Consider the following 26,441-nt stretch of genomic DNA (forward strand, 5'->3'; position numbering starts at 1 on the left):
GACCGGCGGACGAAGGGCCGGCCCCTCGCTCGGGGGCCGGCCCTTCGGCGTGCGGCGGGTGGTGCGGTCAGCCGCCGATGCCGCCGAGCAGGCCGCCGAGCGGGGTGCCGCCGAGCACGCCGCCCAGCAGGTCGGTCGGGTTGGAGCCGAGCGAGGGCACGCCGCCCAGGCGGTTGGCCGCGGCCGGCGAGCCGGTCAGGGTGCCGAGGGCGTCCGCGCCGGGCAGCGCCTGCGGGATGCCGCCGGTGGGCAGTGCGCTGGTCAGGGTGCCGGTGGGCAGGCCGCTGGTGGGCAGCGCGCCGGTGACGGTGCCGAGCGGGCCGCCGGCGCGGGCGCTGCGGGTGCCGGGCACCGCGGGCAGCACCTTCTCGGCGACCGCGGGGCCCGCCCGGTCGACCAGCGCGGGGGCGACCCGGCCGGCCACGGTGGTGAGGGCGCCGGTGGCGGCGGTGGTCTTGCCGGCGGTGTTGGTCACCGGGCCGAGGGCCGTGTCGGCGTCCGGCAGCGCGGAGGCGACGGTGTGGCCGGCGGCGTCGCCCGCGGCCGGGACGCCGGTGGCGACCGTGGCGGCGCCGGTGGCGCCCGCGGACTGGCCGAGCTCGTGGGCGGCGCCCTGCACGGTGCCGGAGGGGGAGTCGAGCTGGGTGAGGCCGGATCCCAGGTCGGTCCCCTGCGGCACCAGGTCGGCGGCCGAGGCGGAGCCGGCCGCGATCAGGGGCGTCGCGCCGGCCGCGACGAGCAGTGCGGCCTGGGCGATCCGGCGCGTGAGGGGGTGAGACATGGTGCTCCTAAGACGAGAGGACATGGCCGTCCGTCGGGCGGACGACGTGAATACCGCTCGGGAGTCGGGAAGGTTTCGCCCGCCGAAGGTAAAGGGCAGGCAAAGATCGGACGATCGTCTTTGCGCCGCACCCGGCACCCGTCCCCGCGGGGGTGGGTGAAGAACCGTCACTTCCCTTGTCGCGGCGGGTGCCGGCACCACTCCGGCCGGCCCGCGCCGCGGCCCGCGGCCGAGCGCCGGGCGGTCCACCGCCGTTGACCGCCGTCACCCGCCGGGTCGACACCCGCTCACGGGTTCGTCAACGCACCGTCACCGCGGTCACGGCGCCCCGAGGGTAACCAGCACCCGGTCCGCCCGGTCGTCCGCGCCCTTCGCCTGCCAGCCGTCCGCGGGCCGGTCGAAGCGCCACACCCGCCCGTCGTAGGAGACCGCGCCGATGCCGAGCTCCTGCGCGTGCGCCACCGCCCACTGGGCCACCGCCCAGCCCGACTGCTTCTGGCCCTCCGCGCCGGAGTCGGTCGAGGCCGAGCCCTGCGGGCTCAGCGCCAGCACCGCCCGCGCGTCCTTGGGCGCCTTCGGCGCGTCCGACACCGCCACCATCCGCCCGAACTCGCGGCGGACCTTCTCGCCGACGTCCGCCGGGCGCGGCCCGCCCGACGGCGAGGCCGAGGGCGAACCGGAGGCGGAGGCGGCCGCGGCGACCGGCTCGGCCAGGTCGTGCACCACGCAGTCGAGCGCGGCCGGCTCGCGGCCGGTCAGCGCCGAGGTCACCAGCATCGCGTTGGACTCGTGCTTGGCGTACGCCTGCGGGAAGCCGCTCTTCTGCACCTGCTGCGCGGCGTCGGTCAGCGGCATCCGGGCGTACCCGGGCACCTTCACCAGGCTGTCCAGGAACTTGTTGGTGGCGTACACCGGGTCCTTGATCTGCTCCGCGGTGCCCCAGCCCTGGGACGGGCGCTGCTGGAACAAGCCGATCGAGTCGCGGTCGCCGCCGGTGAGGTTGTGGATCTTGGACTCCTGCATCGCGGTGGCCAGCGCGATCGTCACCGCCCGCTCCGGCAGGCCGCGGGACATCGCCACCGCGGTGATCGTCGAGGCGTTGGCGGCCTGCGCCAGGTCCAGCGTCCCGGTGCCCGCCGCGGTGGTGATCCGGCAGCCCTCCGGCGGCACGATCAGCCGGTCCCGGTTGAGGTACAGCACCAGGCCCGCGACCAGCGCCACCGCCACCAGGCCGATCAGCACCCGGCGCAGCAGCCGCGGCCGGCGGCGCCGTCCCGACGCCGTGGAACCGTCCGCCCCGCCCTCCGCCATTCCGGCCACCAGTGCCCCTCTCGATCGCTGTGCGCACACCGTACCCACTCCGACGGCCCACCGGCCCCGGGCGGTTGCGCCACCCGTCGTGGCGGGCCGCGGCACCGATACGCTAAACCACCATGAGCAGCCCGAACACGCCCCTCGACCTGTCCCTCGACGGCGGTGCGCTGACCGCGCAGCTGGTCGACTTCCCGTCCGTCAGCGGCGACGAGCAGGCGCTGGCCGACGCCGTCGAGAACGCGCTGCGGGCGCTGCCCCACCTCACGGTCGACCGCCACGGCAACAACGTCGTCGCCCGGACGAACCTCGGCCGCGCCGAGCGGGTGCTGCTCGCCGGCCACCTGGACACCGTGCCGATCGCCGACAACCTGCCCTCCCGCGTCGAGGGCGACCTGTTGTACGGCTGCGGCACCTCCGACATGAAGTCCGGCGTCGCCGTGCAGCTGCGGCTCGCCGCCACCCTCACCGAGCCGAACCACGACCTCACCTTCGTCTTCTACGACTGCGAGGAGGTCGAGGCCACCCGCAACGGCCTCGGCCACCTCGCCAAGGAGCACCCCGACTGGCTGGCCGCCGACTTCGCGGTGCTCATGGAGCCCAGCGGCGCCGTCGTCGAGGGCGGCTGCCAGGGCACCCTGCGCGCCGAGATCGTGCTCACCGGCACCCGCGCCCACTCGGCCCGCAGCTGGCTCGGCGACAACGCCATCCACAAGGCCGTCGAGGTGCTGCGCCGGCTCGCCGAGTACGAGCCGCGGCGGGTGCTGATCGACGGCCTGGAGTACCGCGAGGGCCTCAACGCCACCCGGATCGACGGCGGCGTCGCGGGCAACGTCATCCCCGACGAGTGCACCGTGCAGGTCAACTTCCGCTACGCGCCCGACCGCAGCGAGCAGCAGGCGGCCGACCACGTCCGCGAGGTCTTCGCGGGTCACGAGCTCCGCGTCACCGACACCGCCCCCGGCGCGCTGCCCGGCCTCGACCGCCCCGCCGCGCGGGCCTTCCTGGCCGCGGTCGGCGGTGAGGCCCGGGCCAAGTTCGGCTGGACGGACGTCGCCCGGTTCAGCGCCCTCGGCGTGCCCGCCGTCAACTACGGGCCGGGCGACCCGAACCTCGCCCACAAGCGCGACGAGCACTGCTCGCTGAGCGCGATCGCCGAGGTCGAACGACGCCTCGCGGCCTGGCTGACCGGCGCCTGACGTCCACCCTGCCGCCACCCGCCGTTCGCCGTATTCGGTGGACGGCGGGCGTAGGGTTTCGCCATGACAGGCACTGGAGACGTAAAGCACTACGGGCACGGTCCCGAAGAAGTCGACGCGCCCGCGCCCAAGAAGCCCTGGCCCGAGAAGCAGAAGGGCCCGGTGCTGCTCCGCCGCGACCAGGTCGGCACCAGCACCACGGACCAGCGTCTGCTGGACACCACCGGCCCGACCGACTGGCTGCACACCGACCCCTGGCGGGTGCTGCGGATCACCTCGGAGTTCGTCGAGGGCTTCGGCGCGCTCGCCGAACTCCCGGCCGCCGTCAGCGTCTTCGGCTCCGCCCGGACCCCGGTCGACTCCACCGAGTACGCCGCGGGCGTGGCCATCGGCCGGGCCCTGGCCGAGGCCGGCTACGCCGTCATCACCGGCGGCGGCCCCGGCGCCATGGAGGCGGCCAACCGCGGCGCCTCCGAGGCGGGCGGCCTCTCGGTCGGACTCGGCATCGAGCTGCCCTTCGAGCAGGGCCTCAACGAGTTCGTCGACCTGGGCCTGAACTTCCGGTACTTCTTCGTCCGCAAGACGATGTTCGTGAAGTACGCGCAGGGCTTCGTGGTGCTGCCCGGCGGGCTCGGCACCCTGGACGAGCTGTTCGAGGCGCTCACCCTCGTCCAGACCCGCAAGGTCACCAGGTTCCCGGTGATCCTCTTCGGCACCGCCTACTGGGGCGGCCTGGTCGACTGGCTGAAGAACACCCTCATCGCCGAGGGCAAGGCCTCGCCCCAGGACCTCGACCTCTTCCACGTGGTGGACGACGTCGACGACGTCCTCAAGATCCTGGCGGAGACCCGCCGCCCGAACGGCACCCGGATCTGACGGCCGGGCCGAGGGCCTACGCGAGCCCCCGGCGGGCCACCGCCGGGGGCCGGGTGCCGCGGATCGAGGCCACCATGTCCAGCACCTGCCGGGTCTCGGCGACCTGGTGCACCCGGTAGACCTGCGCGCCCAGCCAGGCCGAGACCGCCGTGGTGGCGAGGGTGCCGAGCAGCCGCTCGTCGACCGGCCGGTCCAGGGTCTCCCCGACGAAGTCCTTGTTGGAGAGCGAGACCAGCACCGGGAAGCCGGTCGCGGTCATCTCCGGCAGCCGCCGGGTGGCCTCCAGCGAGTGCCGGGTGTTCTTGCCGAAGTCGTGGCCCGGGTCGATGACCACGGCGTCCCGCCGCACGCCGAGCTCCACCGCGCGTTCCGCGAGGCCCAGGGTGACCGCCAGGATGTCGGCCATCACGTCCTCGTAGCCGACCCGGTGCGGCCGGGTGCGCGGCTCGGCGCCGCCCGCGTGGGTGCAGACCAGGCCGGCGTCGTACCGGGCGGCGACCTCGGCGAGCTTCGGGTCCACGCCGCCCCAGGCGTCGTTCAGCAGGTCGGCGCCGGCCTCGCAGACCGCCTCGCCGACCTCGTGCCGCCAGGTGTCCACGCTGATCACCGCGTCCGGGTGGCGCTTGCGCAGCTCGGCGACGAACGGCACGGTGCGGCGCAGCTCCTCCTCGACGGTGACCTCCTCGCCGGGGCCGGCCTTCACCCCGCCGATGTCCAGGATCGCCGCACCCTCGGCCATCGCGCGGTCGGCGGCGGCGAAGGCGGCCTCGTCGGCGAAGGTCGCACCCCGGTCGAAGAAGGAGTCCGGGGTGCGGTTGACGATCGCCATGATCACCAGCTCGTCGTCGCCGAACTCGCGCGGGCCAAGGCGCAGTGCCACCGGAATCTCCTCCACAGCTCGCCCGGGTGCAATGATGGGCCCCGGCCTGTCCGGGGACCATGATCCCACCATTGCCGGAGACGGGCCGGTGACCGACGGAGGCGGCTCGTGTTCTGGGTGATCGTGGCGGCGATGGCCGTGGTGGTCGGCGGTGCGGCGCTGGTGGCGCTCGGTGGCGGCGGCACGCTTCCGGAGGCGCTGCCCGACCGGATCACCGCCCGGCTGCCGCAGGACCGGCCGCTCGGCCGGCACGACGTGGACGAACTGCGGCTGCCGATGGCGCTGCGCGGCTACCGCATGGACGAGGTCGACAACGTGCTCGACCGGCTCGGCGCGGAGCTCTCGCTGCGGGACGCGCGGATCGCCGAGCTGGAGGCCGCCGCGGTCGTCCGGGGCGCGGTGGAGCCGGCGCCCGGGCAGCCGCAGGACGAGCCGCTGCCGGGGCTGGAGGCCTTCGCCGCGGTGGTCGAGCCCGCCGAGCCCGCCGAGCCCGCCGAGCCCGCCGAGCCCCGGACGGCGCCGGCCGCGCAGCCGCAGGACGAGCCGCTGCCGGAGCAGGCGGCCGACGGGCGGACGGCCGACGAGCGGCCCGCGGACCCGCGCGCCGACCTGTTCAAGAAGCACGGCCCGGAGCAGTCGTGACCGGCGCCGTCCTCGGCCCGGACGGGCTGCTGCGCTGCGGCTGGGGCGAGTCCGCGGACGACTACCGCCTCTACCACGACACCGAGTGGGGCCGGCCGGTGCACGGCGACGCCGCCCTGTTCGAGCGGATCAGCCTGGAGGCCTTCCAGTCCGGGCTGTCCTGGATCACCATCCTGCGCCGCAGGGAGGGCTTCCGGGCCGCGTTCGCGGGCTTCGACATCGCCGCGGTCGCCGCCTACGGTCCGGCCGACACCGAGCGGCTGCTGCAGGACACCGGCATCATCCGCAACCGGGCCAAGATCGAGGCGACGGTGGCCAACGCCCGCGCCGCCCTCGACCTGGACGGCGGCCTGGACGAGCTGGTCTGGCGGTTCGCCGCCGGCCCGGCCCGGCCGGCCCCCCGCACGCTCGCCGAGGTGCCGGCCGTGACCCCGGAGTCCACCGCACTGGCCAAGGAGCTCAAGAAGCGCGGCTTCCGCTTCGTCGGCCCGACCACCGCCTACGCGCTGATGCAGGCCTGCGGCCTGGTCGACGACCACCTGGCGGACTGTCACGCGCGCGGGGCGGCCGCCGGTCAGCGTCCGACGTAGGCCGGCTTCTCCTTGGCGACGAAGGCCCGGACGGCGATCCGGTGGTCCTCGCTCTCGCCGGCCCGGGTCTGCAGCTCGTCCTCCTTCTCCAGCAGCTCGCCGAAGGAGTGCGAGGCGCCGTACGCCAGCGACTCCTTGACGGCGGCGTAGGCCACCGTCGGGCCGGCCGCCAGCTCCGCGGCGAAGGCCCGTGCGGTGGCGGCGAGTTCGGCGGTCGGCACCACCCTGGTGGCGAGGCCCAGGCCGAGCGCCTCGTCCGACTTCACCGTGCGGGGGAGCATCAGCAGTTCGGTGGCGCGGGCGTGGCCGACCAGCCGCGGCAGCGTCCAGGAGACGCCCGAGTCTGCGGTCAGCGCGACGCCGACGAAGGAGGTGTTGAAGCCGGCGGTGTCGGCGACGATCCGGAAGTCGCAGGCGAAGGCCAGCCCGGCGCCCGCACCGGCCGCCACCCCGTTCACCGCGGCCACGGTCGGCTTGGCCATCCCGGCGAGCGCCCGCAGCAGCGGGTTGTAGTGCTCGGAGACGGTCTTCAGCGCGCCCTCGCCGGTCTCATCGGCCCGCTTGAGCAGGCCCAGGTGCTCCTTGAGGTCCTGCCCGACGCAGAACGCCCGGTCCCCGGCGCCGGTCAGCAGCACGGCCCGCACCGCCGGGTCGTTCGCGGCCTCGGTGACGGTGTCGCGCAGCGCCACCTTGGTCGCCGTGTCGAGCGCGTTCATCGCGTCCGGGCGGTTGATGGTGATGACGGCCAGGCCGCCGTCGAGCTCGTACAGCACGGAGTCGGACATCGGGTGAGGGCTCCCCTGGTCGTGGTGGGTGGCACGGCGGCGCCGCGGCTCGTGGCCTCGGCCACGGACTCAGCATGACGGAGCGCGGGGCCGGCTGGGGAGTGTGAGGTACCGCACCTTCGAATGTCGTGCCGGGCACCGGCGAAATGGGGCTTCGGGCAGGTTTTCGGACGGTTTGGGCGGGTGCGGGCACGGTTGCGCGGAGAGTGATGTTGGTCATCGGGGTGCGGGATGCGGGATAATGGCTTCCGATCAATGCGTTCGATACCGGTGGTGGACGGACCTCCGGTACGTAGCTGAGCGGTTGCAGGAAGGGGAACGAGCATGGCGGCCATGAAGCCGCGGACGGGTGACGGCCCGCTCGAGGTCACCAAAGAGGGGCGGGGCATCATCATGCGAGTTCCGCTCGAGGGCGGCGGTCGCCTGGTGGTGGAGCTGACGCCCGATGAGGCGGATGCCCTGGGCGAGGCCCTGAAGAAGGCCTGCGGCTGACCGCAGCGGGTGCTCCCCTCATCTCCTGGAGATGCCGACAGGGCCCGGATTCGCGCCAGAATCCGGGCCCTGTGCCGTGCCCGGACACCTGCGCGGCCCACGGCGGGACGGCCCGGCGGCCGACCTGCGGGACCGACCTGCGGGATCCGGCCGACACGCCCGCCGGACGCCCTGTCAGCGCTTGACGGCGCAGAGCAGCCCGTCGCTGACCGGCAGCAGCGCGGGCAGCAGCCGGTCGCTCTCCCGGACGTCCCGGACGAGCTCGCGCACCGCGTGGGTCTGCGGGTCGTCGAGGTCCGGTTCGGCCAACCGGCCCTCCTGGAAGACCCCCTCGAAGCAGACGATCCCGCCCGGCCGCAGCAACCGCAACGATTCTGCGAGGTAGGCGCGGGACTCGGCCGGGTCACCGTCGCAGAACACCAGGTCGTACTGGCCGTCCGCGAGCCGCGGCAGCACGTCCAGCGCCCGGCCCGGGATGAACCGCGCCCGGTTGGGGGCGAAGCCGGCCGCGAGGTACGCCTCCCGCGCGCACTGCTGGCGCACCGGCTCGGTGTCGACGGTCGTCAGCACGCCGTCCGGCCGCATCCCGCGCAGCAGGTAGACCCCCGAGACGCCGGTGCCGGTGCCGATCTCGGCGACCGACTTGGCGTCCAGCGCGGCCGCCAGCAGCCGCAGGAAGGCCCCGCCGCTCGGCCCGATCGCGCGTATTCCGGCCCGCGCCGACTGGGCCCGGGCGTAGGTCAGCACCGCGTCCTCGCCGACGTAGGTGTCGGCGAGAGCCGCCCGCTCGGGCCCGAACTCGGTGATGGCTGCCTCTCCGGAGCGCCTGATGCCGACCCGATGTCGACATTTTCAGCCACAGATTACTGGCCGACCGGGAACCGCGTTCGGCGGCGGGCCGTTGATGGGAACAGGACTTGGCGATCGGGGTGCGCACGACGCCGTCCGCGCCGCCCCGCCGGGGCGGCGGCGGAGGGGGTCGTGCACTTTATCCGGATCTGACGGGCGAGGTGGATATGGTGGTGGCCCTGCTGGGCAGAAGAGCCGACCGAGGAGGTGTGGCCGAGGGCGACGTCCCCGTGCAGCGCGATCCACGCCGCACCTCGTCGGCCCGTACGCCGAAGCCCGTGATGAACCAGCCCGCGCACTCCCCCCAGGACGCGACCACCGAGGCGGCCCGGGCCGCGGCCGAGCCGGCCGCGCTCGCGACCTTCGCCGAGGGCCCCGACGCGCAGAGCTGGACCCCGCCGACCTGGGAGGAGATCGTCGAGGCGCACAGCGCCCGGGTCTACCGCCTGGCCTACCGGCTGACGGGCAATCAGCACGACGCCGAGGACCTCACGCAGGAGGTCTTCGTCCGGGTCTTCCGCTCGCTCTCCACCTACACCCCCGGCACCTTCGAGGGCTGGCTGCACCGCATCACCACCAACCTGTTCCTGGACATGGTGCGCCGCCGCCAGCGGATCCGCTTCGACGCCCTCGCCGAGGACGCCGCCGAGCGCCTCCCCAGCCGCGAGCCCAGCCCGGCCCAGCACTTCAGCGACACCCACTTCGACGCCGACGTCCAGCAGGCGCTCGACACCCTCGCCCCCGAGTTCCGCGCCGCCGTGGTGCTGTGCGACATCGAAGGCCTCTCCTACGAGGAGATCGCGGCCACCCTCGGGGTCAAGCTCGGGACGGTCCGCAGCCGGATCCACCGCGGCCGCTCGCACCTGCGCGCCGCCCTCAAGCACCGGGCGCCGGGCGTCGCCCCGGGCCGGCTGCGCCGCGGCGGCTCCGCCGAGCCCGTCCCGGTCGGCGCCGATCCCGGCTCCCCGGGCGGTCTGGACCGGAGGGGCTCGTGAACGCCGACGCCCACCAGGGCGGGCCCGAGCCGACCGGCCGGTCCCGGCGCGGTCCCTCCTGGGCCCAGCTCGGCCGCCGGGCCGACCACCCGCAGGCCCCCGCCGTCCCGGCGGAGCACCCCGCCGCCGAGCCCGCCGCACCGTGGGCCGTCGCCGTGCGCCCCGCCGAGCCCACGGAGGAGCACCATCTCGGCGACCGCCTCTCCGCCTACCTCGACGGCGAACTCGGCCACGACTCCCGCGAGCGCGTCCAGGCGCACCTCGCCACCTGCCCCGACTGCCTCGCCGAGGCCGACGAGGGCCGCGCGGTCAAGCACCTGCTGACCCGCACCGACAACCCGGGCCCATCCTCGACGCTGATGGCGCGGCTGCTCGCCGTCGCCGCCCTGCCCGAGGACGAGGACGGCTCCGGCCCGGGCGGCGGCATGCCGGCCGTCCCCGGCACCCTCGGCGGCAGCCGGCTCACCGGCGGCTCCTTCGGCCGCGGCGCCGGCGCCTCCTTCGGCTCGGGCGCGCTCGGCGCCGAGACGCCGATCCCCGGGGTCGACCCGCGGGCCGGCCGGCCGGTGCTGCCGACGCCGGGCAACCGGCTCTCCCTGGTGCCCTCCGCCGCCCGTCCGGCGGCCGCGCTGCGCAGCCTCACCGAGCCGCGCGGACGCCGCGCCGAGCAGCCCTCCCGCGGACGTACGGGCGTGCTGCCCGAGCCCGCCGCGGCGGCGGCCCGGCCCGGCCCGACGCCGTTCGGGCGCCGCTTCGTGTTCGCCGCGGCCGGTGCCTTCTCGGTGGCCGCGGTCACCCTGGCCGGTGTGGGCGGCCCCTCGGCCGTCGGCGGCGAGGACCAGCACGGCACCCGGGTCAGCCCGGTGAGCAACCCGGGCGGCGCCGCCGTCCCGGTCAACGCGCAGCTGCCGGCCGACTTCCCGGTCCCCGCCATGGCCTCGGCGCCGCCCGGCTACCTCCCCCAGCCCGGCCCGGCCGACGCCGGCGTGAACCGCCTCGGCCCGCACAACCTGCTCCGTTAGGTCACGCGCGCGCTGCTCCGTCGGGGCGCACGCACCGGGCCGCCGGGTGGTCTGGACCGCGATCCGCAGGTGGCGGGGTCACAGACCGGCCGGCGGCCATTACCCTGGTGGCGACGGCTGCCGCCGAGCTCGTCGGGTTGTCCATCAGGAGCTGGGAGCGTACGTGTTCAGTGACATAGGCCCACTGGAGGTCGTCGCGCTGGCCGTCATGGCCATCGTGATCTTCGGGCCGGACAAGCTGCCGAAGCTCATCCAGGACACCATGGGCTTCATCCGCAAGGTCCGGTCCTTCGCGGACAGCGCCAAGGACGACATCCGCAGCGAGCTGGGCCCGGAGTTCCAGGACTTCGAGTTCACCGACCTGCACCCGAAGACCTTCGTCCGCAAGCAGCTGATGGGCGGCAACGAGGACCCGCTGGGCTTCAAGGAGCTCAAGGACGGCCTCGACTTCAAGTCCGCCCTCAACGACGAGGCGCCGCGGCGGGTCGCCGCCACCCCGGACCTCACCAAGAGCGCCCCCGCCGAGACGAGTGCGCCGCTCGCCGCCGGTGAGCGCCCGCCGTTCGACCTGGACGCCACCTGACACGACCCGGTGCGGCCGCGCGCCGCCGCGCACCTTCCCACGCCCCGCCCGGGCCCCTTCTCCGGGCGGGGCGTCGGCGTCCGCGCCGCTATGGTGTTCAGGTTGACCGCACGCCGGATCCACTGTGCCGTCGGTCACGCCACGACGTGTCGGCGGCCGACCGCACCCCGGCGGCGCGCCCGGTGCGCCACCATGGAACGCCGCCGCAGGAGACAGGTGCACGGAGGAGGCCGGCGATGGACGTGACGAGCCGAGCGGGCGGGACGGTCGCCCAGGGCGGGCGGACGGCGCCCGTGGTGGGTGCCCGGGCCGGATCCGCCGACCCGCTGGCGCCCTACCTGGAGGCCGACTTCCCCTGGTACGGGCTCGACGAGGGCTGGACGGGCCGCCGCTGGCCGTTCCCGGTCGGCGCGGGCCGCGCAGGCCAGGGCGCCGGCACCGACTACGGCTCGCTCGGCCACGGCGACGAGCCCGCCAGACCGTACGGGTCGCGGGAGGCCGGCCGCTTCGCCGTGGTGGTGACCGTCGCCCGCCGCCCCGGCCGCCGCAGCGCCGACAACACCGGCACGCTGGAGGCGACCTCCGCCTCCTCCGCCGCCTGGCTGGCCGGCTCCGGCCTGATCGCCACCGTGCCGCCGGGCCAGCTCGACCGCTCGCTGCGGCAGGACTGGCTCGACCAGCAGACCGGGCTCGCCTGGGACCTCGCGGACGACCTGGAGGGTCCCGGCTGGTCCTCCCTCACCCTGCCGGTGAACGGCCTGCCGCAGCCCTTCCGCTACCGCGAGTCCGAGTACGGCTGGGTGCTGGCCGGCGAGGCCCCGGGCGTCCTGCTCGGCGCCTACGGCCGCGGCATCAGCGCCTACGGGGTCGGCTTCGGCGTCGTCCCGGACCTCACCGCCTACGACGGCCGCTGACCGGCCACCGGCGGGCCGAGGCATCCGGGCAGCACGCAGGGGCGCGGGGTCCGCACGATGGGACGGCACGGTGTGCCTCCCGCGGTGCGGCCCCGCCCCCCTGCGCGTCCGCCAGAATTTGTTCAACTGAGGCAGGATGCCCCTCTGACCTGCGGTGGAATCGGGTCGCTCGGGCCGCTAGGCCGTCGTGGGGCCGTCAGCCGCATTGGGGCCGCCCCCGAAGACCCAGGATGATCGCAACGAAGCTCGTAGAACTCGTAACACGATCTTGGTGATCGTTGCTGGTGGGGCGTGGCCGATGTGACGATTCGTCCGGTCGTGATGGAGTGAGCAACAAGCCGTGGATCGTGTACGACGAGCTGTGGGCCCGGATCGAGCCGCTGCTGTCGACCTGGCCGGAGCGGTCGCCGGGCCCTCGCCCGGTAGATGACCGGCGTTGCCTGCAGGGCATCCTGTTCGTGCTCTACACCGGCAGCCCGCGCCGCGCGCGTCGGGCGTCCCCGACCGGACCTCAGCGCAGCGGCAGGCTCTCGATGGTGAAGGCCGGGCTGGTCAGCGGTTCGCCGTAGAGGTAGGTGTCCATCTGGGAGTTGGTCACCAGCAGCCGGCCCCCGCTCACGGCGACGCCGGTGGTGGTGTCGGCGCCTGGGAAGGTGCGTTCGGAGACGACGACTGCCCGGGTGCTCCCGGCGGACAGTCGCAGTTCGGTGACCTCGTTGTTCACCGAACGCGCGACGTACAGGGTGTTTCCTTGCCGGACGATGCCGTCGGCGCTGGGCAGCGGCGGTGCGTCGATCCTGCGGACGCCGCCGGTGGTGAGGTCGAGCCGGTAGAGGGCGCCGCTGTACCAGTAGCCGATGATCAGCGACGTGCCGTCGGGGGCGGTGGTGATGCCGTTGGCGTTGGACTGGCCGGCCACGTAGTCCGGCAGGTGGTAGGCCACCTGCAGGGTCCGGTGGGCGCCGGTGGCGGGGCCGTCCACCTCGGCGGTCGGAATCCGGTAGACCACGGCGCGCAGTGAGTCGGTGATGTAGACGTCCCCGTTGGGGGCCACGGCCGCGTCGTTGACGAGGGTCTGTTCGCCGGTGTCGGGGACGGTGTAGGCCGAGACGAGCCTCCCGGAAGTGCTGTAGACGAAGAAGCGCCCGGTGAACGCGCCGGCGACCAGCAGGCGGTTGCCGGTGATCTTGATGCCGGTGGCCTGGGTGCGGCCGTCCTGGCCGGCCGGCAGGAAGGGTTCGAGCGTGGCCGCCCCGGGGCGTCCCCGGTAGACGGTGCCGTCGCCGATGCTGCTGGCGTAGACGAAGTGGCGGTCGGCCGCCACGCTTTCGGGGAACGCGCGGCTGCCGTCGAGGGTGATCGCCCGGTCGCCGTTCCCGCCCTGGGAGGCGTGGGCGGGGGCGGGGTCACCGGGGGTGGCGGCGGTCGCGGGAAGCGTGAACGCGGTCAGGGCCGCGGAGGTGGCGGTAAGGGTGACGAGCGCGCGCCGCCCCATGACGCGGACGGTCGTACGGGCGGACGCGGCACGGGTGGACGCGGTGTGCGGGGGAACTGTGCGGGAGGACATGGTCGGCAACTTTCCGGGTGATGGCAGGGTCGTACGCGGTCATGGAACGAGGGGTGAGCGCCTCGCGGCGGTCCGGGTGCGACGGCCGCGGGGGCGAGCGGACGGTCAGCGCAGCGCGGCGGCGATGGCGTCGGACAGGGCGGTGGCCGGCCGGCCGATCAGGCGGCTGAGGTCGCCGGATCCCGTGTACAGCTCGCCGCGGCTCATCCCGAGGTCGGCGTCGGCGAGGACGTGCGCCAGTTCGGCGGGCAGGCCGACCCCGGTCAGCGCCTCGCTGAGCCGGTCCGCGGGCAGATCGGTGTAGGCGATCGGCTCCCCGGTGGCCGCCGAGACCGCCTCCGCCAGCTCGGCCAGGGTGAACGCCTCGTCCGCACCCAGCTCGTACACCGCGCCCGCGTGGCCCTCGGTGGTCAGCACGACGGCGGCGGCCTCCGCGTAGTCGGCGCGTGACGCGGCGCTGATCCTGCCCTTGCCCGCGGCTCCGATCACCGTCCCGTGCCGGCGGAACAGGGGCAGTTGGGCGGTGTAGTTCTCCAGGTACCAGCTGTTGCGCAGCAGTGTGCTGGGGACCTCGCGTTCGCGCAGGTACTCCTCGGTGGCGCGGTGGGTGCGGGCCAGGATGCTGGTCGCCGTGTCGGCCTGCGTCATGCTCGTGTACGCCACCAGCGACACGCCGGCCGCCACTGCCGCGTCGACGGCCCGGCGGTGGTTGGCCGACCGCTCATCCACGGCGGTGGTGGACACCAGCAGCAGCCGATCCGCTCCCTGGAACGCCGCCGCGAGGCTGTCCGGCTCCGCGAAGTCCGCCCGGCGCACCACGACGCCGCGGTGGCCGAGGTCTTCGATGCGTGCGGTGTCCCGTCCGGTCGCGACGATGTCCGCGGCCGGGACTCCGCGCCGCAGCAGCGCCTCGACGGTGAGCCTGCCCAACTGGCCTGAGGCTCCGGTGACGACGATGGACATGAGATCGCCCCTTCCTGCCGCGAACTCTCCTCGCGGCGTGACGAACCCCAGATTGACCTGCTCACTCTCCATCGGTAAGTAGCCACTTATTGGTAAGGTGACCACCTACGGGAAAGTATCGAGGTGAGTGGAATGGCGACCGCCGAGAATGTGACGGGTCCCATGGCGTCATGGGACCCGTACACGCGCGGCTGCCCCTCGCGCGACCTGCTCGACCAGATCGGCAGCAAGTGGGCGGTGCTCGTGCTGGGAGAGCTCGGCAAGCACGGAGCCTGCCGGTTCACCCGGTTGCGGCAGCGGCTGGCCGGAGTGAGCGAGAAGATGCTCACCCAGACGCTGCGCACGCTCGAACGCGACGGACTGGTCCGGCGGACCGTGTATCCCGAGGTGCCGCCCCACGTCGAGTACGACCTGACCCCCCTCGGCCAGACCCTGCGGGGACCACTGCGCGTACTCACCCAGTGGTCGGTGGAGCACGTAGGCGAAGTCCTCGCCGCACGTCAGGAGTACGACGTCCGCGCCGAGGGCACCGCCTGAGCCCTGCGCCCTACGGCCGCACCCACACCGCGCAAGTCGCCGACATGACCAGCTCCCGGCCCGAGCTCCTGGCGAGTACACGACGTGGAACGCCCCACGACCGCTGGCTGCATCGACAACCAGGCGGGCATCCAGTGGACCGCGACCGACGCGTGGGTACCAGTGAAGACGCCCGCCGCACCGGAAGTCGTCCGCGGCAACAACATCAACTTCACCAACGACATCGTCACCCCATACCGGTGGCACCGGCGCCGACTTCGGCGACGGCACCCAGAACTCGACGCTGTCCGGCAGCACCGTCACGCAAACCGCCGCCAACGGCGTCAACATCGGCGAGGCGGACGACTACCACCAGTCGTTGACGGTCCCAGCGGACGGCGAGGCGCTTGAACTGGTGGAGCTGGGCCAAGGTCTGCTCGACGACGTAGCGGAGCTTGCCGAGGCCGATGATGTCGGGCTCGCCGCGGCGGGAGATGACGGGCAGGATCCGGCGTTTGCGCAGCTCGCGGCGGTTGAGGTTGCTGTCGTAGCCCTTGTCGCCGAGCAGGGCGCCGGGGCGGTTGCGGGGGTGGCCGACGCGGCCGGCGACCGGTGGGATGCCGTCGACCAGGGCGAGGGTCTGGGTGACGTCGTTGACGTTGGCGGCGGTGGTGATCACGTGCAACGGGATGCCGCCACCGTCGCTGATCAGGTGGTGTTTGCTGCCGGCCTTGCGGCGGTCGACCGGTGACGGGCCGGTGGCCTCGCCCCCTTTTTCGCGCGTACGTGGGAGGCGTCCACGCAGGCGCGCGTCCAGTCGATCAGTCCGGCCGCGTTCAACTCGGCCAGGAGTATGCGGTGCAGGGCCTCGAACACTCCAGCCTCCTGCCAACGGCCGAGCCTGCGCCAGCAGGTCTGCCCGGAGCCGAAGCCCAACTCGGGCGGCAACTGCTGCCAGGTGATGCCGGTGTAGAGCACGAACAGGATGCCCTGCAGGCAACGCCGGTCATCTACCGGGTGAGGGCCCGGCGACCGCTCCGGCCAGGCCGACGGCAGCGGCTCGATCCGGGCCCACAGCTCGTCGTCCACGATCCACGGCTTGTTGCTCACTCCATCACGACCGGACGAATCGTCACATCGGTCACGCCCCACCAGCAACGATCACCAAGATCGTGTTACGAGTTCGTAGCAGTAGGGGCTGTGGATATGATCCACAGCCCCTACTGCTACGAGCTTTGTTGCTTTATGTGCGGACCCTTCGCTTGGCCTAGAGGGCAGCCACCAGCTTCTTAGCGTCCACGACGCAGTTGGCCAGGTAGTCGGCCTTTACCTGAACGCGATGGCCCATGATGTCCAGCTTTCCTGGCCTCTGTGCATAAAGAGGGCATCCACGGGCCTGCGCAACAACTCCGGCGGTCTGGAAGTCCCGGATCTCCACAATTCCGTCGTCCACTGTGCTGAAGGTGAACATCTCAGGGGTCGACCCCATGAGTGCTTCGATATCGCGGTCGATGGAGTGCAGTACGGCAGCGTACGCGGAGGCGGCACCCATGTACTGGGTGAGGCGGTTCTTTGCGATCAGGTGCACTCGTGGAAGGTCTCGATCTGCCTCACGCAGCCGAGTCGCAAACGCGTACTGTGTGTAGATTTCAGAGGGAAGCCGAAGGCCGTAGATCAGCGAGAACGCGTTCTGAATGGCGCGACGCGACGAGTCATCGGCCATCACGGGCAGGACCAGCTTGTCGGCGGCAGAAAGCGCAACCTGGGTGTACATCGAGAAAGACGGGTTTGTGTCGATGAACACCGTGTCGTAGTCATCGGCAGCCGCTTCGAGAAGGTCCTTAATCCAGTCGATAATCCGCAGCCATGAGTTTGTGGTCGGAATCGACGTATTCGCCAACGCCGACATGGCGGTTGCCTGCATCTCCAGCAGGGGGTCGCCGGCGATCAGATCAATGTTCTCCGGGATCGCCTGGTTGTACTGGTTCGGCTTCGACACGTAGTCGGCCGTCACGATGGTCGGCGGAGCGAACGGGGCGGTCAGGCGCAGCTCGAAGTATCCACCGATGGTGCGGCGCCTTGGCTCCCCCTGCCGGGCTAGCAGCACCTCGCTGCCTCGGAATGCGAGCCCCCCGTAGAGCAGCTCGGAGAGGTTGGCCTGCGGGCAAACGTCCAGGGCGAGAATGCGCTTGTCGGGGTTCTCCTGGGCGTACAGCGTCAGTGCCTGGAAGGCAAGGCTCGTCTTGCCGGTGCCGCCCTTGTTGTTCCAGAAGGCATAGGTGGTCAACGGTGCCCCTCTCGTGAAGGTAGGACGATGAGGACACTGTAGAGTCCAATTTGGACTTAGTCAAGGCAAATTCGGACCCTTGAATGGTGTGAGCGGCCCGGCTGGTCGTGATGCTGGGGCCGTCTCCGGGCAGTATGGGGGAGCCAACAGTGTGCAATAACGACAACCGCCGACCGGTCCCCTGCAAGTCAGGGGACCGGTCGGCGGTTGCACTGTAGGTCGGACCAGTGGATCAGAACTTGTTCTTGGGGGTGAGGCCCAGGGACAGGCCGGACAGACCGCGCTGGCGGCCGCCGAGCTTGCCCGCGACGGACCGCAGGGCGGCGCCGGCCGGGGACTCGGGGTTCGACAGGACGACCGGGCGGCCGTCGTCGCCGCCCTCGCGCAGGCGGACGTCGATCGGGATCGAGCCGAGCACCGGCACGGTGGCGCCGACGCTCCGGGTGAGGGCGTCCGCGACGGTCTGGCCGCCGCCGGTGCCGAAGACGTCGATCATCTCGTCGCAGTGCGGGCAGGGCATGCCCGACATGTTCTCGATGACGCCGACGATCTTCTGGTGGGTCTGCAGCGCGATGGTGCCGGCCCGCTCGGCGACCTCCGCGGCGGCCATCTGCGGGGTGGTGACGATCAGGATCTCGGCGTTGGGCACCAGCTGGGCCACGGAGATCGCGATGTCGCCGGTGCCGGGCGGCAGGTCCAGCAGCAGGACGTCGAGGTCGCCCCAGTACACGTCGGCCAGGAACTGCTGCAGCGCGCGGTGCAGCATGGGGCCGCGCCACACCACCGGGGCGTTGCCCGGGGTGAACATGCCGATCGAGATGACCTTCACGCCGTTCGCCGACGGCGGCATGATCATGTCCTGGACCTGGGTGGGCCGGCCCTCGACCCCGAGCATGCGGGGCACGCTGTGGCCGTAGATGTCGGCGTCGACCACGGCGACCTTGAGGCCGTCCGCGGCCATCGCCGCCGCCAGGTTGACCGTGACCGAGGACTTGCCGACGCCGCCCTTGCCGGAGGCGACCGCGTAGACCCGGGTGAGCGTGCCCGGCTTGGCGAAGGGGATCTCGCGCTCGGGCGCGCCGCCGCGCAGCAGCTGCGAGAGCTCCTTGCGCTGCTCGTCGCTCATCACGTCGAGCTCGACCTCGACACCGGTGACACCGGGCACCTTCGCGACCGCGTCGGTCACCCGGTTGGTGATCGTCTCGCGCATCGGACAGCCCGAGACGGTGAGGTACACGCCGACCTTCACGGCGCCGCCCTCGGCGATCTCGACGGATTTCACCATGCCGATCTCGGTGATCGGGCGGTTGATCTCCGGGTCGTTGACGGTCGCCAGCGCCTTGCGGACGGATTCCTCCGTCACGCCTGCGGCAATCTCGGTCTCGTTGGCCATGCCTTGATGGTACGGCGCCGCGGACGGACCCCGACTCGCCGGTAGCGTGCTGCCCGTCACACGAGGTCACGGCCGGCGCCGGCAGCCGGTGCCCGGGCCTCACACCAGGTCGCGGCTCTCCCGCCGGTCGTCGAGCTCCTTGAGCAGCGCCATCAGCTCGGAGCGTACGAAGTCGCGGGTGGCGACCTCGCCGAGGCCCTGCCGCAGCGCGGCGACCTCCCGGGTCAGGTACTCGGTGTCGGCGATGTTGCGGTCGCTGCGGGCGCGGTCCTGCTCCATGTTGACGCGGTCCCGGTCGTCCTGGCGGTTCTGCGCGAGCAGGATCAGCGGCGCCGCGTACGAGGCCTGCAGCGAGAGCATCAGGGTCAGGAAGATGAAGGGGTACTCGTCGAAGCGGACGGTCGGCGGCAGCAGGGTGTTCCACACCACCCAGGCGACGATGACGACGGACATCCAGACGATGAAGCGCCCGGTGCCCAGGAAGCGGGCGATCCGCTCGGAGAGCTTGCCGAAGGCCTCCGGGTCGTAGGTCGGCATCGGGATGAGGGCGCGGCGGCCGGTGCGCGGCTGGTCCAGCCGGCTGCGTCCGGCGACGCCCTCGGGCCGCTGCGGGCGGCCGCCCTCGCGGGCCCGCAGCTCGCGCAGCTGCCGCAGCTCCCGCAGTTCGCCCTGGATGCGCTGGCGGGGACTGTCGTCGCGGCGGCCCTTGCGGTCCTCCCGCTTGCGGTCATCCATGGACGGTCTCGCTCTCGGCCGCGTGCAGGGACGCCTCGCGCCAGTCGTCCGGCAGCAGGTGGTCCAGGACGTCGTCGACGGTGACCGCGCCGACCAGGTGGTCGGCCTCGTCCACGACCGGCGCGGCGACCAGGTTGTAGGCGGCCAGGTAGCTGGTGACCAGCGGCAGTGGGGTGTCCGGCGGCAGCGGGTCGAGGTCGTCGTCGACCAGCGAACCGACCAGCGTGAACGGCGGCTCGCGCAGCAGCCGCTGGAAGTGCACCGTGCCCAGGTACTTGCCGGTCGGGGTCTCGTTCGGCGGACGGCAGACGTAGACCTGCGCGGCGAGGGCCGGCTTGTTCTCGGCGATCCGCACCCGGGCGAGCGCCTCGGCGACGGTCGCGTCCGGCTCCAGCACGATCGGCTCGGTCGTCATCAGACCGCCGGCGGTGTCCTCCTCGTAGGAGAGCAGGCGGCGCACCGATGCCGCGTCCTCCGGCTCCATCAGCCGCAGCAGTCGCTCGGCGTCCTCCTCGGGGAGGTCGGAGAGCAGGTCGGCGGCGTCGTCCGGGTCCATCGCCTCCAGGACGTCGGCGGCCCGCTCCTCCTTGAGCTTGCCGATGATCTCGACCTGGTCGTCCTCGGGCAGCTCCTCCAGGACGTCGGCGAGCCGGTCGTCGTCGAGGGCGGCGGCGACCTCGGCGCGGCGCTTCGCCGACAGGTGGTGCATCACGTTGGCGAGGTCGGCCGGGCGGAGCTGCTCGAAGGTGGCGAGCAGGTTGGCGGCGCCCTGACCCTCCTCGGTGAGGGAGAAGCCGGTGAGTTCGGACCAGTCGAGGGTGAGCGTCTCGCCGCGCGCCTTGCGCAGCCGGCCGACCCGGCCGACCTGCACGAAGACCTTGCGGATCTCCCACTCGCGCAGCCGGGCCTGCACCATGGCCACGTCGAGGACGGTGACCTCCTCGCCGGTCTTCGTCCGGACGACGGTGCGGTCCAGCAGTTCGGCGAGGACGAGGGTCTCGGAGGGGCGCTGCTCGAAGCGCCGCAGGTTGATCACGCCGGTGGTGAGCACCTGGCCGGACTCCAGGCTGGTCACCCGGGTCATCGGCAGGAAGATCCGCCGGCGGCCGATCACCTCGACCACCAGGCCGAGCACCCGGGGCGGGCGCCCGCCGATCCGCAGCGAGACGACCACGTCGCGGACGCGGCCCACCTGGTCGCCGTTGGGGTCGAAGACCGGGAGCCCGGAGAGGTGCGAGATGAAGACCCGGCTGCCTGCGCCTGCCATCGGCTCCCTCTCTCCGGACGGGGCCCGCGAGGTGCGGGCCGGTGCGCTGGTGACGGTGCGGCCGCGTAGGGCCTGCGGCCGCGGTACGGGTCGCGGTTCGTCGCGCCGTCGCCCGTACGACTGCGTCCGCACGGCTGCGCCCGGCGCGTCCTCCGGCGCCAAAGATACCTGCGGGAGTGAGCCGGAGCCCGCGGTGGCCCGCCGCAGCCCGGCGCGTCCGCCCCGCCCGGCGGTCCGCGGACCCCGTGGGCGGTCGGACCGGCCGGCCGTCGGCGCGTCAGCCCTTGCGGCGGCCCAGCAGCAGCTTGGGCAGGCCGGCCGGGATCGGGCGGCGGGTGGTGGCCCCGGTCGGCATCGGCACGGCCGCGTGGGAACCGTCCGGCATGGCGCCGGGGCGCTCGGTGAGGGCGCCGGCGGGCTCCAGCCGGAGCACCCGGCACTCGCGGGCCCAGCGGTCGCCGATGGTGTCGGTGTCGGGGGCGTTGAGCCGCTTGGACTTGAGCTCCTCGACGGCGCCCTGCCAGGCCTCGCTCCGCGGGGCGAGCTCGGTGACGTCGGCGAGCCAGCCGGTGAGCCGTCCCCCCTTGTCCTTGCTGCGGACGGTCACCTCGGCCCGGCCGCCCGTGGCCAGCCCGTGCAGCGGCTGCTCGCCGCCGTCGCCGACCACCACCACGGCCCCGTCGTGCCAGGCGTGCCACAGCGCCCGGCCGTTCGGCACGCCCTCCGGGCGGACCCAGAGCAGTCCGGACTTCTTCGCCGCCTCCTCCAGCAGGGCGCGGTCCAGGAAGTCCTCGGCGGGGGTCGTCGTACGCTCCATGGCCCACAGCGTACGGCCTGGCGGGCCGTCGGCCCGAGGCCGCTCGGCGCTTCGTCCCACCACCCGGGACGACAGCGCCGTCAGTGCATTTGAGGCCTTACCGTAGGACGGTCGCACCCGACCCGTTCGAAGGAGAGCCGTGCCCGCCCGGCCCGCCGCCACCGCCGCCCCCGCGGACCTCCGTCCCGCCGCCCCCGCACCGGGCCGGCCGGCGCTGCCGCGGGTCGACCTGATGCTGCTCGCCGTCTCCATCGCGGGCATCTCGCTCTCCGCCCCGCTGATCAGCGCCACCGCCGCGCCGCCGCTGGCCATCGCCTTCTGGCGCAACTTCATGTCGGTCGGCGTGCTCGGCCCGTACGCGCTGCTGCGGCACCGCGCCGAACTGCGCGGCATCGGGCGCCGGGCGCTGCTGCTCGCGGTCGCCGCCGGCGTGCTGCTCGCGGTGCACTTCGCGCTGTGGATGCCCAGCCTGCGGATGACCTCGGTGGCCTCGGCGACCGCGCTGGTCACCACCACCCCGCTGTGGACGATCCTGCTGCTGCGGCTGATGGGCGAGCGGGCGCCGCGGCCGGTGCGGATCGGCGTGGCGGTCGCCTTCGCGGGCGTGCTGGTGCTCACCGGCGTCGACCTGTCGCTCTCCCCGCGGGCCCTGCTCGGCGACGCGCTCGCGCTGGGCGCGGGGGCGGCGGCCGCGGGCTACGTGCTGCTCGGCGCCGAGGTCCGGCGGACCGTCAGCACCACCGCGTACACGCTGGTCTGCTACACCACCACGGCCGCGGCGCTGTTCGGCGTCTGCCTGGTGGCGGGCTCCCCGCTGTCGGGCTGGCAGGCCGGGGTGTGGTGGCAGATCGTGCTGCTGATGGTGGCCGCCCAGCTGCTCGGGCACTCGCTGAGCAACCGGGTGGTCCGCACCCTGGGCCCCTCGGTCACCTCGACGGCGATCCTGCTGGAGACCCCGGGTGCGGCCCTGATCGCGGCCGTGTGGCTCGGCCAGTGGCCGCCGGTGGCCGCGTACCCGGCGGTCGGCCTGATCCTGCTCGGACTGGTGCTGGTCGCCCGGGGCGGCCGGAAGGGCGGCTGACGGGCCGCCCGGCGTGACCGGGCGTCAGAGCCACCCGTTGCGCCGGAACCCGCGGTACATGGCGATGCAGATCACCACGACGCTGCCCAGCACCATCGGATAGCCGTACTTGTGGTGCAGCTCGGGCATGTAGTCGAAGTTCATGCCGTAGATGCCGGTGATCATGGTCGGCACCGCGAAGATCGCCGCCCAGGCGGTGATCTTGCGCATGTCCTCGTTCTGCGCCACCGACACCTGCGCCAGGTTGGCCTGGAGCAGCGAGTTCAGCAGCTCGTCGAAGCCGTGCACCTGCTCGGTGACCCGGGCCAGGTGGTCGGCGACGTCCCGGAAGTACTTCTGGATGTCCGGGTCGATCAGCCGCTGGATCGGCTCGGAGAGCAGCTGCATCGGACGCAGCAGCGGCGCCACCGCCCGCTTGAACTCCAGCACCTCGCGCTTGAGCTGGTAGACCCGGCCGACGTCGGCGCCGCGGCCCGCCTTGCCGGCGAAGACGTCGAACTCGACCTCGTCCACGTCGGTCTGCAGCCGCTCGGCGACCAGCAGGTAGTTGTCGACCACGTGGTCGGCGATGGCGTGCAGCACCGCGGACGGGCCCTTGGCGAGCAGGCCGGAGCCGTCGGCGTCGCCCTCCAGCCGGCGCCGCAGCTCGCGCAGCGAACCGTGCCCGCCGTGCCGCACGGTGATGACGAAGTCCTGGCCGACGAAGACCATGAGCTCGCCCGTCTCCACGACCTCGCTGGTCGGGGTGAGCTGGTCATGCTCGACGTAGCGGATCGTCTTGAAGACGGCGAACAGCACGTCGTCGTACCGCTCGACCTTGGGACGCTGGTGCGCGTGCACCGCGTCCTCGACGGCCAGCGGGTGCAGGCCGAAGCGCTGGGCGATGCCCTCGAACTCGGCCTCGGTGGGCTCGTGCAGGCCGATCCAGCTGAACGAGCCGGCGTCCTGCTGGCGGCACAGCTTGACCCGGGCCACGGCCTCGCGCGGGCTGCAGCTCTCGCCGACCCGCTTGCCGTCCTGGTAGACGGCGCAGTCGACCACGGCCGAAGGGGCGTGGCCCGGACGGAGGGTGTCGAAGGAGGTGTCGCGGCGGCGGTGCGGACGGACGGCCGCACGCAGGTTGTTGATCATCGACATGGCAGGCTCCTGGGGCAGGAGCCGCCGCACGGCAGGCGGTGACGGCCGTGGTGCGACGGCGAGGAACACCGATGGACGCCCAGGTCGGACGGGGCTCACCAAGAAATCGCCAAAGAATCGGCAAGACTTCGGTTTGGGCGCCCCGGCCCCCGGGAAGGTGCTCTCCCGGCCGGGTGTGACGCCGCCTCAACTACCTCGTCAGGGGTGGGTGCGGCGGAGAAGGACAGGCCGGGCAGAGCTGCCGGTACTGCATGGTCGGCTGGTATCCACCGCAACCACCTCCTTCATGCCGCGGCCCCAAGGGTCAGCATCCCCGGTAGCCAGCCCCCCACACTAACAGTTGTCGGCGTGCCGCCGCTGGGGTGTGCGCGAAGCGACAACCCCCCGGGCGCTAAGGTCGCGTGCATGGCCCACGACTTCCCGCTGTTCGGCGACTTCTCCGATCCCTCCGGCGGCTCCGCGGAACTCACCCGCACGGCCGTGCTGGCGGCCGTCGAGGCGCGCCTGCTCACCACCTTCGGCGAGAGCAGCGGCCGGGCCTCGGTCACCTTCCTCGGCACCGAGCGGATCGAGGTGCTGCGCTTCGGCCCGGACGCCGAGGGACTCGTCCGCTACGCCACCCTCGGCATGGCCGCGAGCCCGATGGCCGACCCCACCGCGGCGGTCGCCGACCCGGTGCGCGGCCCCCGCGCCGAGTTGGTGCTCACCGTCCGCGGAGGGCGCGACGACGTGCTCCGCACGCTGGCCACCTTCGCCGCAACGCCGCAGGTCGAGGGCCTGGTGGTGGCCCCCGGCGGCTCCCTCGACCTGGGTGCCCCGCTGTGGGAGGGCGCGCCCTTCACCTCCGTCCTGGTGGCCGAGCCGGGCGGCCTCGTCGAGGACGTCGAACTCGCCGGACCGGCCGAGCCGGTGCGCTTCCTGCCGCTGCTCCCGATGACCCCGAACGAGGCCGGCCACAAGCGCGTGCACGGCGCCGCCGAGCTCCAGGAGCGGTGGCTGCGGCACGGCACCGACCTGCGCGACCCGAACCGGCGGGCCGTCCCGCTCGACTGACCGGGGGCCGTCCGACGGGCGGTCAGGTGGCCTGGTCGACGAAGGCGAACACGCCGTTCGCCACCAGTTGCACCGCGATCGCCGACAGCAGCAGGCCGGACAGCCGTGTGATGAGAACCACACCGCCGTCCTTGATGATGCGGATGATCACCAGCGAGAAACGCATCGTCAGCCACAGCACCACGTGGATCGCCACGATGGCCGCCCAGACCGCCGCGTACTGTGCGGCGCCGTCCGCCTTCTGCACCGCCAGGATCACCGCGACGATCGCGCCGGGCCCGGCCAGCAGCGGCGTCCCCAGCGGCACCAGCGCGACGTTGACCTCCTTGGTCTGGGTCGGCTCCTCGATCCTGCCGGTCAGCAGGTCCAGCGCGATGAGCAGCAGCAGGATGCCGCCGGAGACCTGGAGCGCCGGGATCGACACGTGCAGGTAGTCCAGGATCTGCCGGCCGAACAGCCCGAAGCAGGTGATCACCCCCAGCGCGACCAGCGCCGCCTGCCAGGCCATCCGCCGCTGCACCCGGTGCGCCCGCCCCGAGGTGAGCGCCAGGAAGATCGGGATGGTGCCCGGCGGGTCCATGATCACGAAGAGGGTCACGAAGAGCGACCCGAACACCCTGGCATCCATGGGTGAATTGTCTGGTTCCGGGGTGCCGTGCCCCGGTCCGGCGCGCCTGACGGCGGGTCGGGCCGCCGGCCCCGGGGCGCCCGGGGTCAGCCGCGGATCGGTGCGGCCCCGGTGGCCTGGCCGACGAGCTGCTCGTAGGCGGCCGGGTCGGTGGTGTACTCGCCGAGCCGGACGGTCTTGCGGTGCCCGTGGTAGTCCGAGGAGCCGGTGGTGAACAGGCCGAGTTCGGCCGCCAGACCGCGCAGGTGCTCCCGGGTCGGCCCGTCGTGGTCGGTGTGGTCGACCTCCAGGCCGCCCAGGCCCGCGGCGGCCAGGTCGGCGATCACCTCGTCGGAGACCGTCCGGCCGCGCTTGACCGCGCCCGGGTGCGCGAACACCGGGACGCCGCCCGCCGCCCGCACCAGCCGGACGGCGGTGACCGGGTCCGTCTCGTGCTTGCGGACGTCCGCCCGCCCGCCGTTGGCCAGCCACTCGGCGGTGAACGCGTCGGAGACCGTGGCCACCACGCCCGCCTCGACCAGGGCGCTGGCGATGTGCGGACGGCCCACCGAGCCCGCCCCGGCGATCCGCTCCACCTGCTCCCAGTCGATCGGCGCCCCGAGCTCGCGGCAGCGCTCGACGATCGCCCGCCCGCGCCGGAACCGGTCGGTGCGCACCAGCTCCCGCTCGGCGGCGAAGGCGGCCTCGGCGGGGTCGAACAGGTAGGCCAGCAGATGCATGCTGATGCCGTCGACGTGGCACGAGAGTTCGGCGCCCGGCACCAGGGTCAGACCGGTGCCCCGGACGGCCTCCGCGGCCTCGGCGTGCCCGGCGACCGTGTCGTGGTCGGTCAGGGCCACCACGTCCAGCCCGGCGGCGACGGCCGCGGCGACCAGCTCGGCCGGGCTGTCGGTGCCGTCGGAGGCGTTGCTGTGGGCGTGCAGGTCGATGCGCACGGGAGGGGCTCCAGGGGCCGGTGGGGGCTGCTGCTGGCCCGGCCCAGCCTAGTGCCGCGTCAGGCGACCTTCGCCCCGTCTCGACGCCCGGCACGCACTCTCGCCGCACCGGACGGAAGTCCGAGTACGTCCAGTACGAGGAC

At 73.2% G+C, this 26,441-nt stretch carries 28 protein-coding genes and 1 pseudogene; 13 read left to right on the forward strand and 16 right to left on the reverse strand.

The window, feature by feature from the left end:
* Positions 1 to 67 precede the first annotated feature (67 nt).
* Both AB0O09_RS33385 and AB0O09_RS33390 read right to left on the reverse strand, forming a co-directional pair.
* Positions 68 to 781 (reverse strand): hypothetical protein, encoded by a 714-nt coding sequence (locus tag AB0O09_RS33385; RefSeq protein ID WP_363548434.1) that lies wholly within the window; start codon positions 779 to 781, stop codon positions 68 to 70.
* Positions 782 to 1,099: 318 nt separating this feature from the next.
* Positions 1,100 to 2,092: a hypothetical protein gene (locus AB0O09_RS33390; protein WP_363548471.1), complete on the reverse strand. Its 993-nt coding sequence runs from the start codon at positions 2,090 to 2,092 to the stop codon at positions 1,100 to 1,102.
* A 122-nt stretch (positions 2,093 to 2,214) separates the two neighbouring features.
* On the opposite strand from AB0O09_RS33390, the gene dapE reads away from it, so the two are divergent.
* Positions 2,215 to 3,291, forward strand: coding sequence for a succinyl-diaminopimelate desuccinylase (dapE, locus tag AB0O09_RS33395; RefSeq protein ID WP_363548436.1), 1,077 nt, complete (start codon positions 2,215 to 2,217; stop codon positions 3,289 to 3,291).
* A 63-nt stretch (positions 3,292 to 3,354) separates the two neighbouring features.
* Positions 3,355 to 4,167, forward strand: a complete 813-nt coding sequence (locus AB0O09_RS33400; RefSeq protein WP_363548438.1) for a TIGR00730 family Rossman fold protein — start codon at positions 3,355 to 3,357, stop codon at positions 4,165 to 4,167.
* Between the two features lie 16 nt (positions 4,168 to 4,183).
* On the opposite strand, the gene folP is transcribed toward AB0O09_RS33400, so the two are convergent.
* The gene (gene folP / locus AB0O09_RS33405; RefSeq protein ID WP_363548473.1) at positions 4,184 to 4,996 is read right to left on the reverse strand and encodes a dihydropteroate synthase; all 813 of its coding nucleotides are present in this window, start codon (positions 4,994 to 4,996) and stop codon (positions 4,184 to 4,186) included.
* 159 nt (positions 4,997 to 5,155) lie between these two features.
* On the opposite strand from folP, the gene AB0O09_RS33410 reads away from it, so the two are divergent.
* On the forward strand, positions 5,156 to 5,689 hold the full coding sequence (locus tag AB0O09_RS33410; RefSeq protein WP_363548440.1) for a DivIVA domain-containing protein: 534 nt from the start codon (positions 5,156 to 5,158) through the stop codon (positions 5,687 to 5,689).
* On the forward strand, positions 5,686 to 6,279 hold the full coding sequence (locus AB0O09_RS33415; RefSeq protein ID WP_363548442.1) for a DNA-3-methyladenine glycosylase I: 594 nt from the start codon (positions 5,686 to 5,688) through the stop codon (positions 6,277 to 6,279). Before AB0O09_RS33410 ends, AB0O09_RS33415 begins: the two co-directional genes overlap by 4 nt.
* Here AB0O09_RS33415 and AB0O09_RS33420 read toward each other — a convergent pair.
* Positions 6,264 to 7,064: an enoyl-CoA hydratase-related protein gene (locus AB0O09_RS33420; RefSeq protein WP_363548444.1), complete on the reverse strand. Its 801-nt coding sequence runs from the start codon at positions 7,062 to 7,064 to the stop codon at positions 6,264 to 6,266. The two genes, AB0O09_RS33415 and AB0O09_RS33420, sit on opposite strands and share 16 nt — an antisense overlap.
* Positions 7,065 to 7,388: 324 nt before the next feature.
* On the opposite strand from AB0O09_RS33420, the gene AB0O09_RS33425 reads away from it, so the two are divergent.
* The gene (locus AB0O09_RS33425) at positions 7,389 to 7,556 is read left to right on the forward strand and encodes a DUF3117 domain-containing protein (protein ID WP_014137929.1); all 168 of its coding nucleotides are present in this window, start codon (positions 7,389 to 7,391) and stop codon (positions 7,554 to 7,556) included.
* A 174-nt stretch (positions 7,557 to 7,730) separates the two neighbouring features.
* On the opposite strand, the gene AB0O09_RS33430 is transcribed toward AB0O09_RS33425, so the two are convergent.
* Entirely contained in the window at positions 7,731 to 8,387 is a 657-nt protein-coding gene (locus tag AB0O09_RS33430; protein WP_263107973.1) for an O-methyltransferase, read from the reverse strand.
* Between the two features lie 185 nt (positions 8,388 to 8,572).
* On the opposite strand from AB0O09_RS33430, the gene sigE reads away from it, so the two are divergent.
* From sigE to AB0O09_RS33455, 5 genes are all read left to right on the forward strand, one after another.
* The gene (gene sigE / locus AB0O09_RS33435; RefSeq protein ID WP_363548446.1) at positions 8,573 to 9,400 is read left to right on the forward strand and encodes an RNA polymerase sigma factor SigE; all 828 of its coding nucleotides are present in this window, start codon (positions 8,573 to 8,575) and stop codon (positions 9,398 to 9,400) included.
* Positions 9,397 to 10,422, forward strand: a complete 1,026-nt coding sequence (locus tag AB0O09_RS33440) for a zf-HC2 domain-containing protein (RefSeq protein WP_363548448.1) — start codon at positions 9,397 to 9,399, stop codon at positions 10,420 to 10,422. Before sigE ends, AB0O09_RS33440 begins: the two co-directional genes overlap by 4 nt.
* A 163-nt stretch (positions 10,423 to 10,585) precedes the next feature.
* Positions 10,586 to 11,005, forward strand: a complete 420-nt coding sequence (locus AB0O09_RS33445; protein ID WP_344626738.1) for a sec-independent translocase — start codon at positions 10,586 to 10,588, stop codon at positions 11,003 to 11,005.
* A gap of 236 nt (positions 11,006 to 11,241) precedes the next feature.
* Positions 11,242 to 11,919 carry a hypothetical protein gene (locus AB0O09_RS33450; RefSeq protein ID WP_363548450.1) on the forward strand — a complete coding sequence of 226 codons (678 nt, stop codon included), beginning with the start codon at positions 11,242 to 11,244 and terminating at the stop codon, positions 11,917 to 11,919.
* A gap of 326 nt (positions 11,920 to 12,245) precedes the next feature.
* On the forward strand, positions 12,246 to 12,488 hold the full coding sequence (locus AB0O09_RS33455) for a transposase (RefSeq protein ID WP_363548452.1): 243 nt from the start codon (positions 12,246 to 12,248) through the stop codon (positions 12,486 to 12,488).
* On the opposite strand, the gene AB0O09_RS33460 is transcribed toward AB0O09_RS33455, so the two are convergent.
* Together AB0O09_RS33460 and AB0O09_RS33465 are read right to left on the reverse strand one after the other, a co-directional pair.
* Positions 12,431 to 13,486, reverse strand: a complete 1,056-nt coding sequence (locus AB0O09_RS33460; protein ID WP_363548453.1) for a hypothetical protein — start codon at positions 13,484 to 13,486, stop codon at positions 12,431 to 12,433. The genes AB0O09_RS33455 and AB0O09_RS33460 overlap by 58 nt on opposite strands.
* A 105-nt stretch (positions 13,487 to 13,591) precedes the next feature.
* Positions 13,592 to 14,449, reverse strand: a complete 858-nt coding sequence (locus AB0O09_RS33465; RefSeq protein WP_363548455.1) for an SDR family oxidoreductase — start codon at positions 14,447 to 14,449, stop codon at positions 13,592 to 13,594.
* A gap of 162 nt (positions 14,450 to 14,611) precedes the next feature.
* Here AB0O09_RS33465 and AB0O09_RS33470 point away from each other — a divergent pair, with 162 nt between their 5' ends.
* A complete protein-coding gene (locus tag AB0O09_RS33470; protein WP_150530418.1) occupies positions 14,612 to 14,986 on the forward strand; it encodes a helix-turn-helix domain-containing protein in 375 nt (124 codons plus the stop codon).
* Positions 14,987 to 15,317: 331 nt separating this feature from the next.
* Here AB0O09_RS33470 and AB0O09_RS33475 read toward each other — a convergent pair.
* The 6 genes and pseudogenes from AB0O09_RS33475 to AB0O09_RS33500 all read right to left on the reverse strand — a co-directional run.
* A pseudogene (locus tag AB0O09_RS33475) lies at positions 15,318 to 16,075 on the reverse strand (IS5 family transposase); the annotation flags it as partial.
* Between the two features lie 157 nt (positions 16,076 to 16,232).
* Entirely contained in the window at positions 16,233 to 17,252 is a 1,020-nt protein-coding gene (locus AB0O09_RS33480; RefSeq protein WP_363548457.1) for a ParA family protein, read from the reverse strand.
* A gap of 232 nt (positions 17,253 to 17,484) precedes the next feature.
* The gene (locus AB0O09_RS33485; protein ID WP_363548459.1) at positions 17,485 to 18,645 is read right to left on the reverse strand and encodes an Mrp/NBP35 family ATP-binding protein; all 1,161 of its coding nucleotides are present in this window, start codon (positions 18,643 to 18,645) and stop codon (positions 17,485 to 17,487) included.
* A gap of 99 nt (positions 18,646 to 18,744) precedes the next feature.
* A complete protein-coding gene (locus AB0O09_RS33490; RefSeq protein ID WP_363548461.1) occupies positions 18,745 to 19,380 on the reverse strand; it encodes a DUF1003 domain-containing protein in 636 nt (211 codons plus the stop codon).
* The gene (locus AB0O09_RS33495; RefSeq protein ID WP_363548462.1) at positions 19,373 to 20,647 is read right to left on the reverse strand and encodes a CBS domain-containing protein; all 1,275 of its coding nucleotides are present in this window, start codon (positions 20,645 to 20,647) and stop codon (positions 19,373 to 19,375) included. The genes AB0O09_RS33490 and AB0O09_RS33495 overlap by 8 nt, the downstream gene beginning before the upstream one ends.
* Positions 20,648 to 20,924: 277 nt before the next feature.
* On the reverse strand, positions 20,925 to 21,464 hold the full coding sequence (locus tag AB0O09_RS33500; protein WP_363548464.1) for a hypothetical protein: 540 nt from the start codon (positions 21,462 to 21,464) through the stop codon (positions 20,925 to 20,927).
* A gap of 232 nt (positions 21,465 to 21,696) precedes the next feature.
* Here AB0O09_RS33500 and AB0O09_RS33505 point away from each other — a divergent pair, with 232 nt between their 5' ends.
* On the forward strand, positions 21,697 to 22,545 hold the full coding sequence (locus AB0O09_RS33505; protein ID WP_363548475.1) for a DMT family transporter: 849 nt from the start codon (positions 21,697 to 21,699) through the stop codon (positions 22,543 to 22,545).
* Positions 22,546 to 22,569: 24 nt separating this feature from the next.
* Here the strand turns inward: AB0O09_RS33505 and corA are convergent, their stop codons facing one another.
* The gene (gene corA / locus AB0O09_RS33510; protein WP_263103779.1) at positions 22,570 to 23,682 is read right to left on the reverse strand and encodes a magnesium/cobalt transporter CorA; all 1,113 of its coding nucleotides are present in this window, start codon (positions 23,680 to 23,682) and stop codon (positions 22,570 to 22,572) included.
* Positions 23,683 to 24,087: 405 nt separating this feature from the next.
* Here corA and AB0O09_RS33515 point away from each other — a divergent pair, with 405 nt between their 5' ends.
* A complete protein-coding gene (locus tag AB0O09_RS33515) occupies positions 24,088 to 24,735 on the forward strand; it encodes a suppressor of fused domain protein (protein ID WP_344626744.1) in 648 nt (215 codons plus the stop codon).
* Between the two features lie 22 nt (positions 24,736 to 24,757).
* On the opposite strand, the gene AB0O09_RS33520 is transcribed toward AB0O09_RS33515, so the two are convergent.
* Positions 24,758 to 25,363 (reverse strand): MarC family protein, encoded by a 606-nt coding sequence (locus AB0O09_RS33520; protein ID WP_363548467.1) that lies wholly within the window; start codon positions 25,361 to 25,363, stop codon positions 24,758 to 24,760.
* An 86-nt stretch (positions 25,364 to 25,449) separates the two neighbouring features.
* Positions 25,450 to 26,298 (reverse strand): PHP domain-containing protein, encoded by an 849-nt coding sequence (locus tag AB0O09_RS33525; protein ID WP_363548469.1) that lies wholly within the window; start codon positions 26,296 to 26,298, stop codon positions 25,450 to 25,452.
* Positions 26,299 to 26,441: the final 143 nt, after the last annotated feature.

The organism is Kitasatospora sp. NPDC093679 (assembly GCF_040683455.1).
Lineage (GTDB): Bacteria > Actinomycetota > Actinomycetes > Streptomycetales > Streptomycetaceae > Kitasatospora > Kitasatospora arboriphila.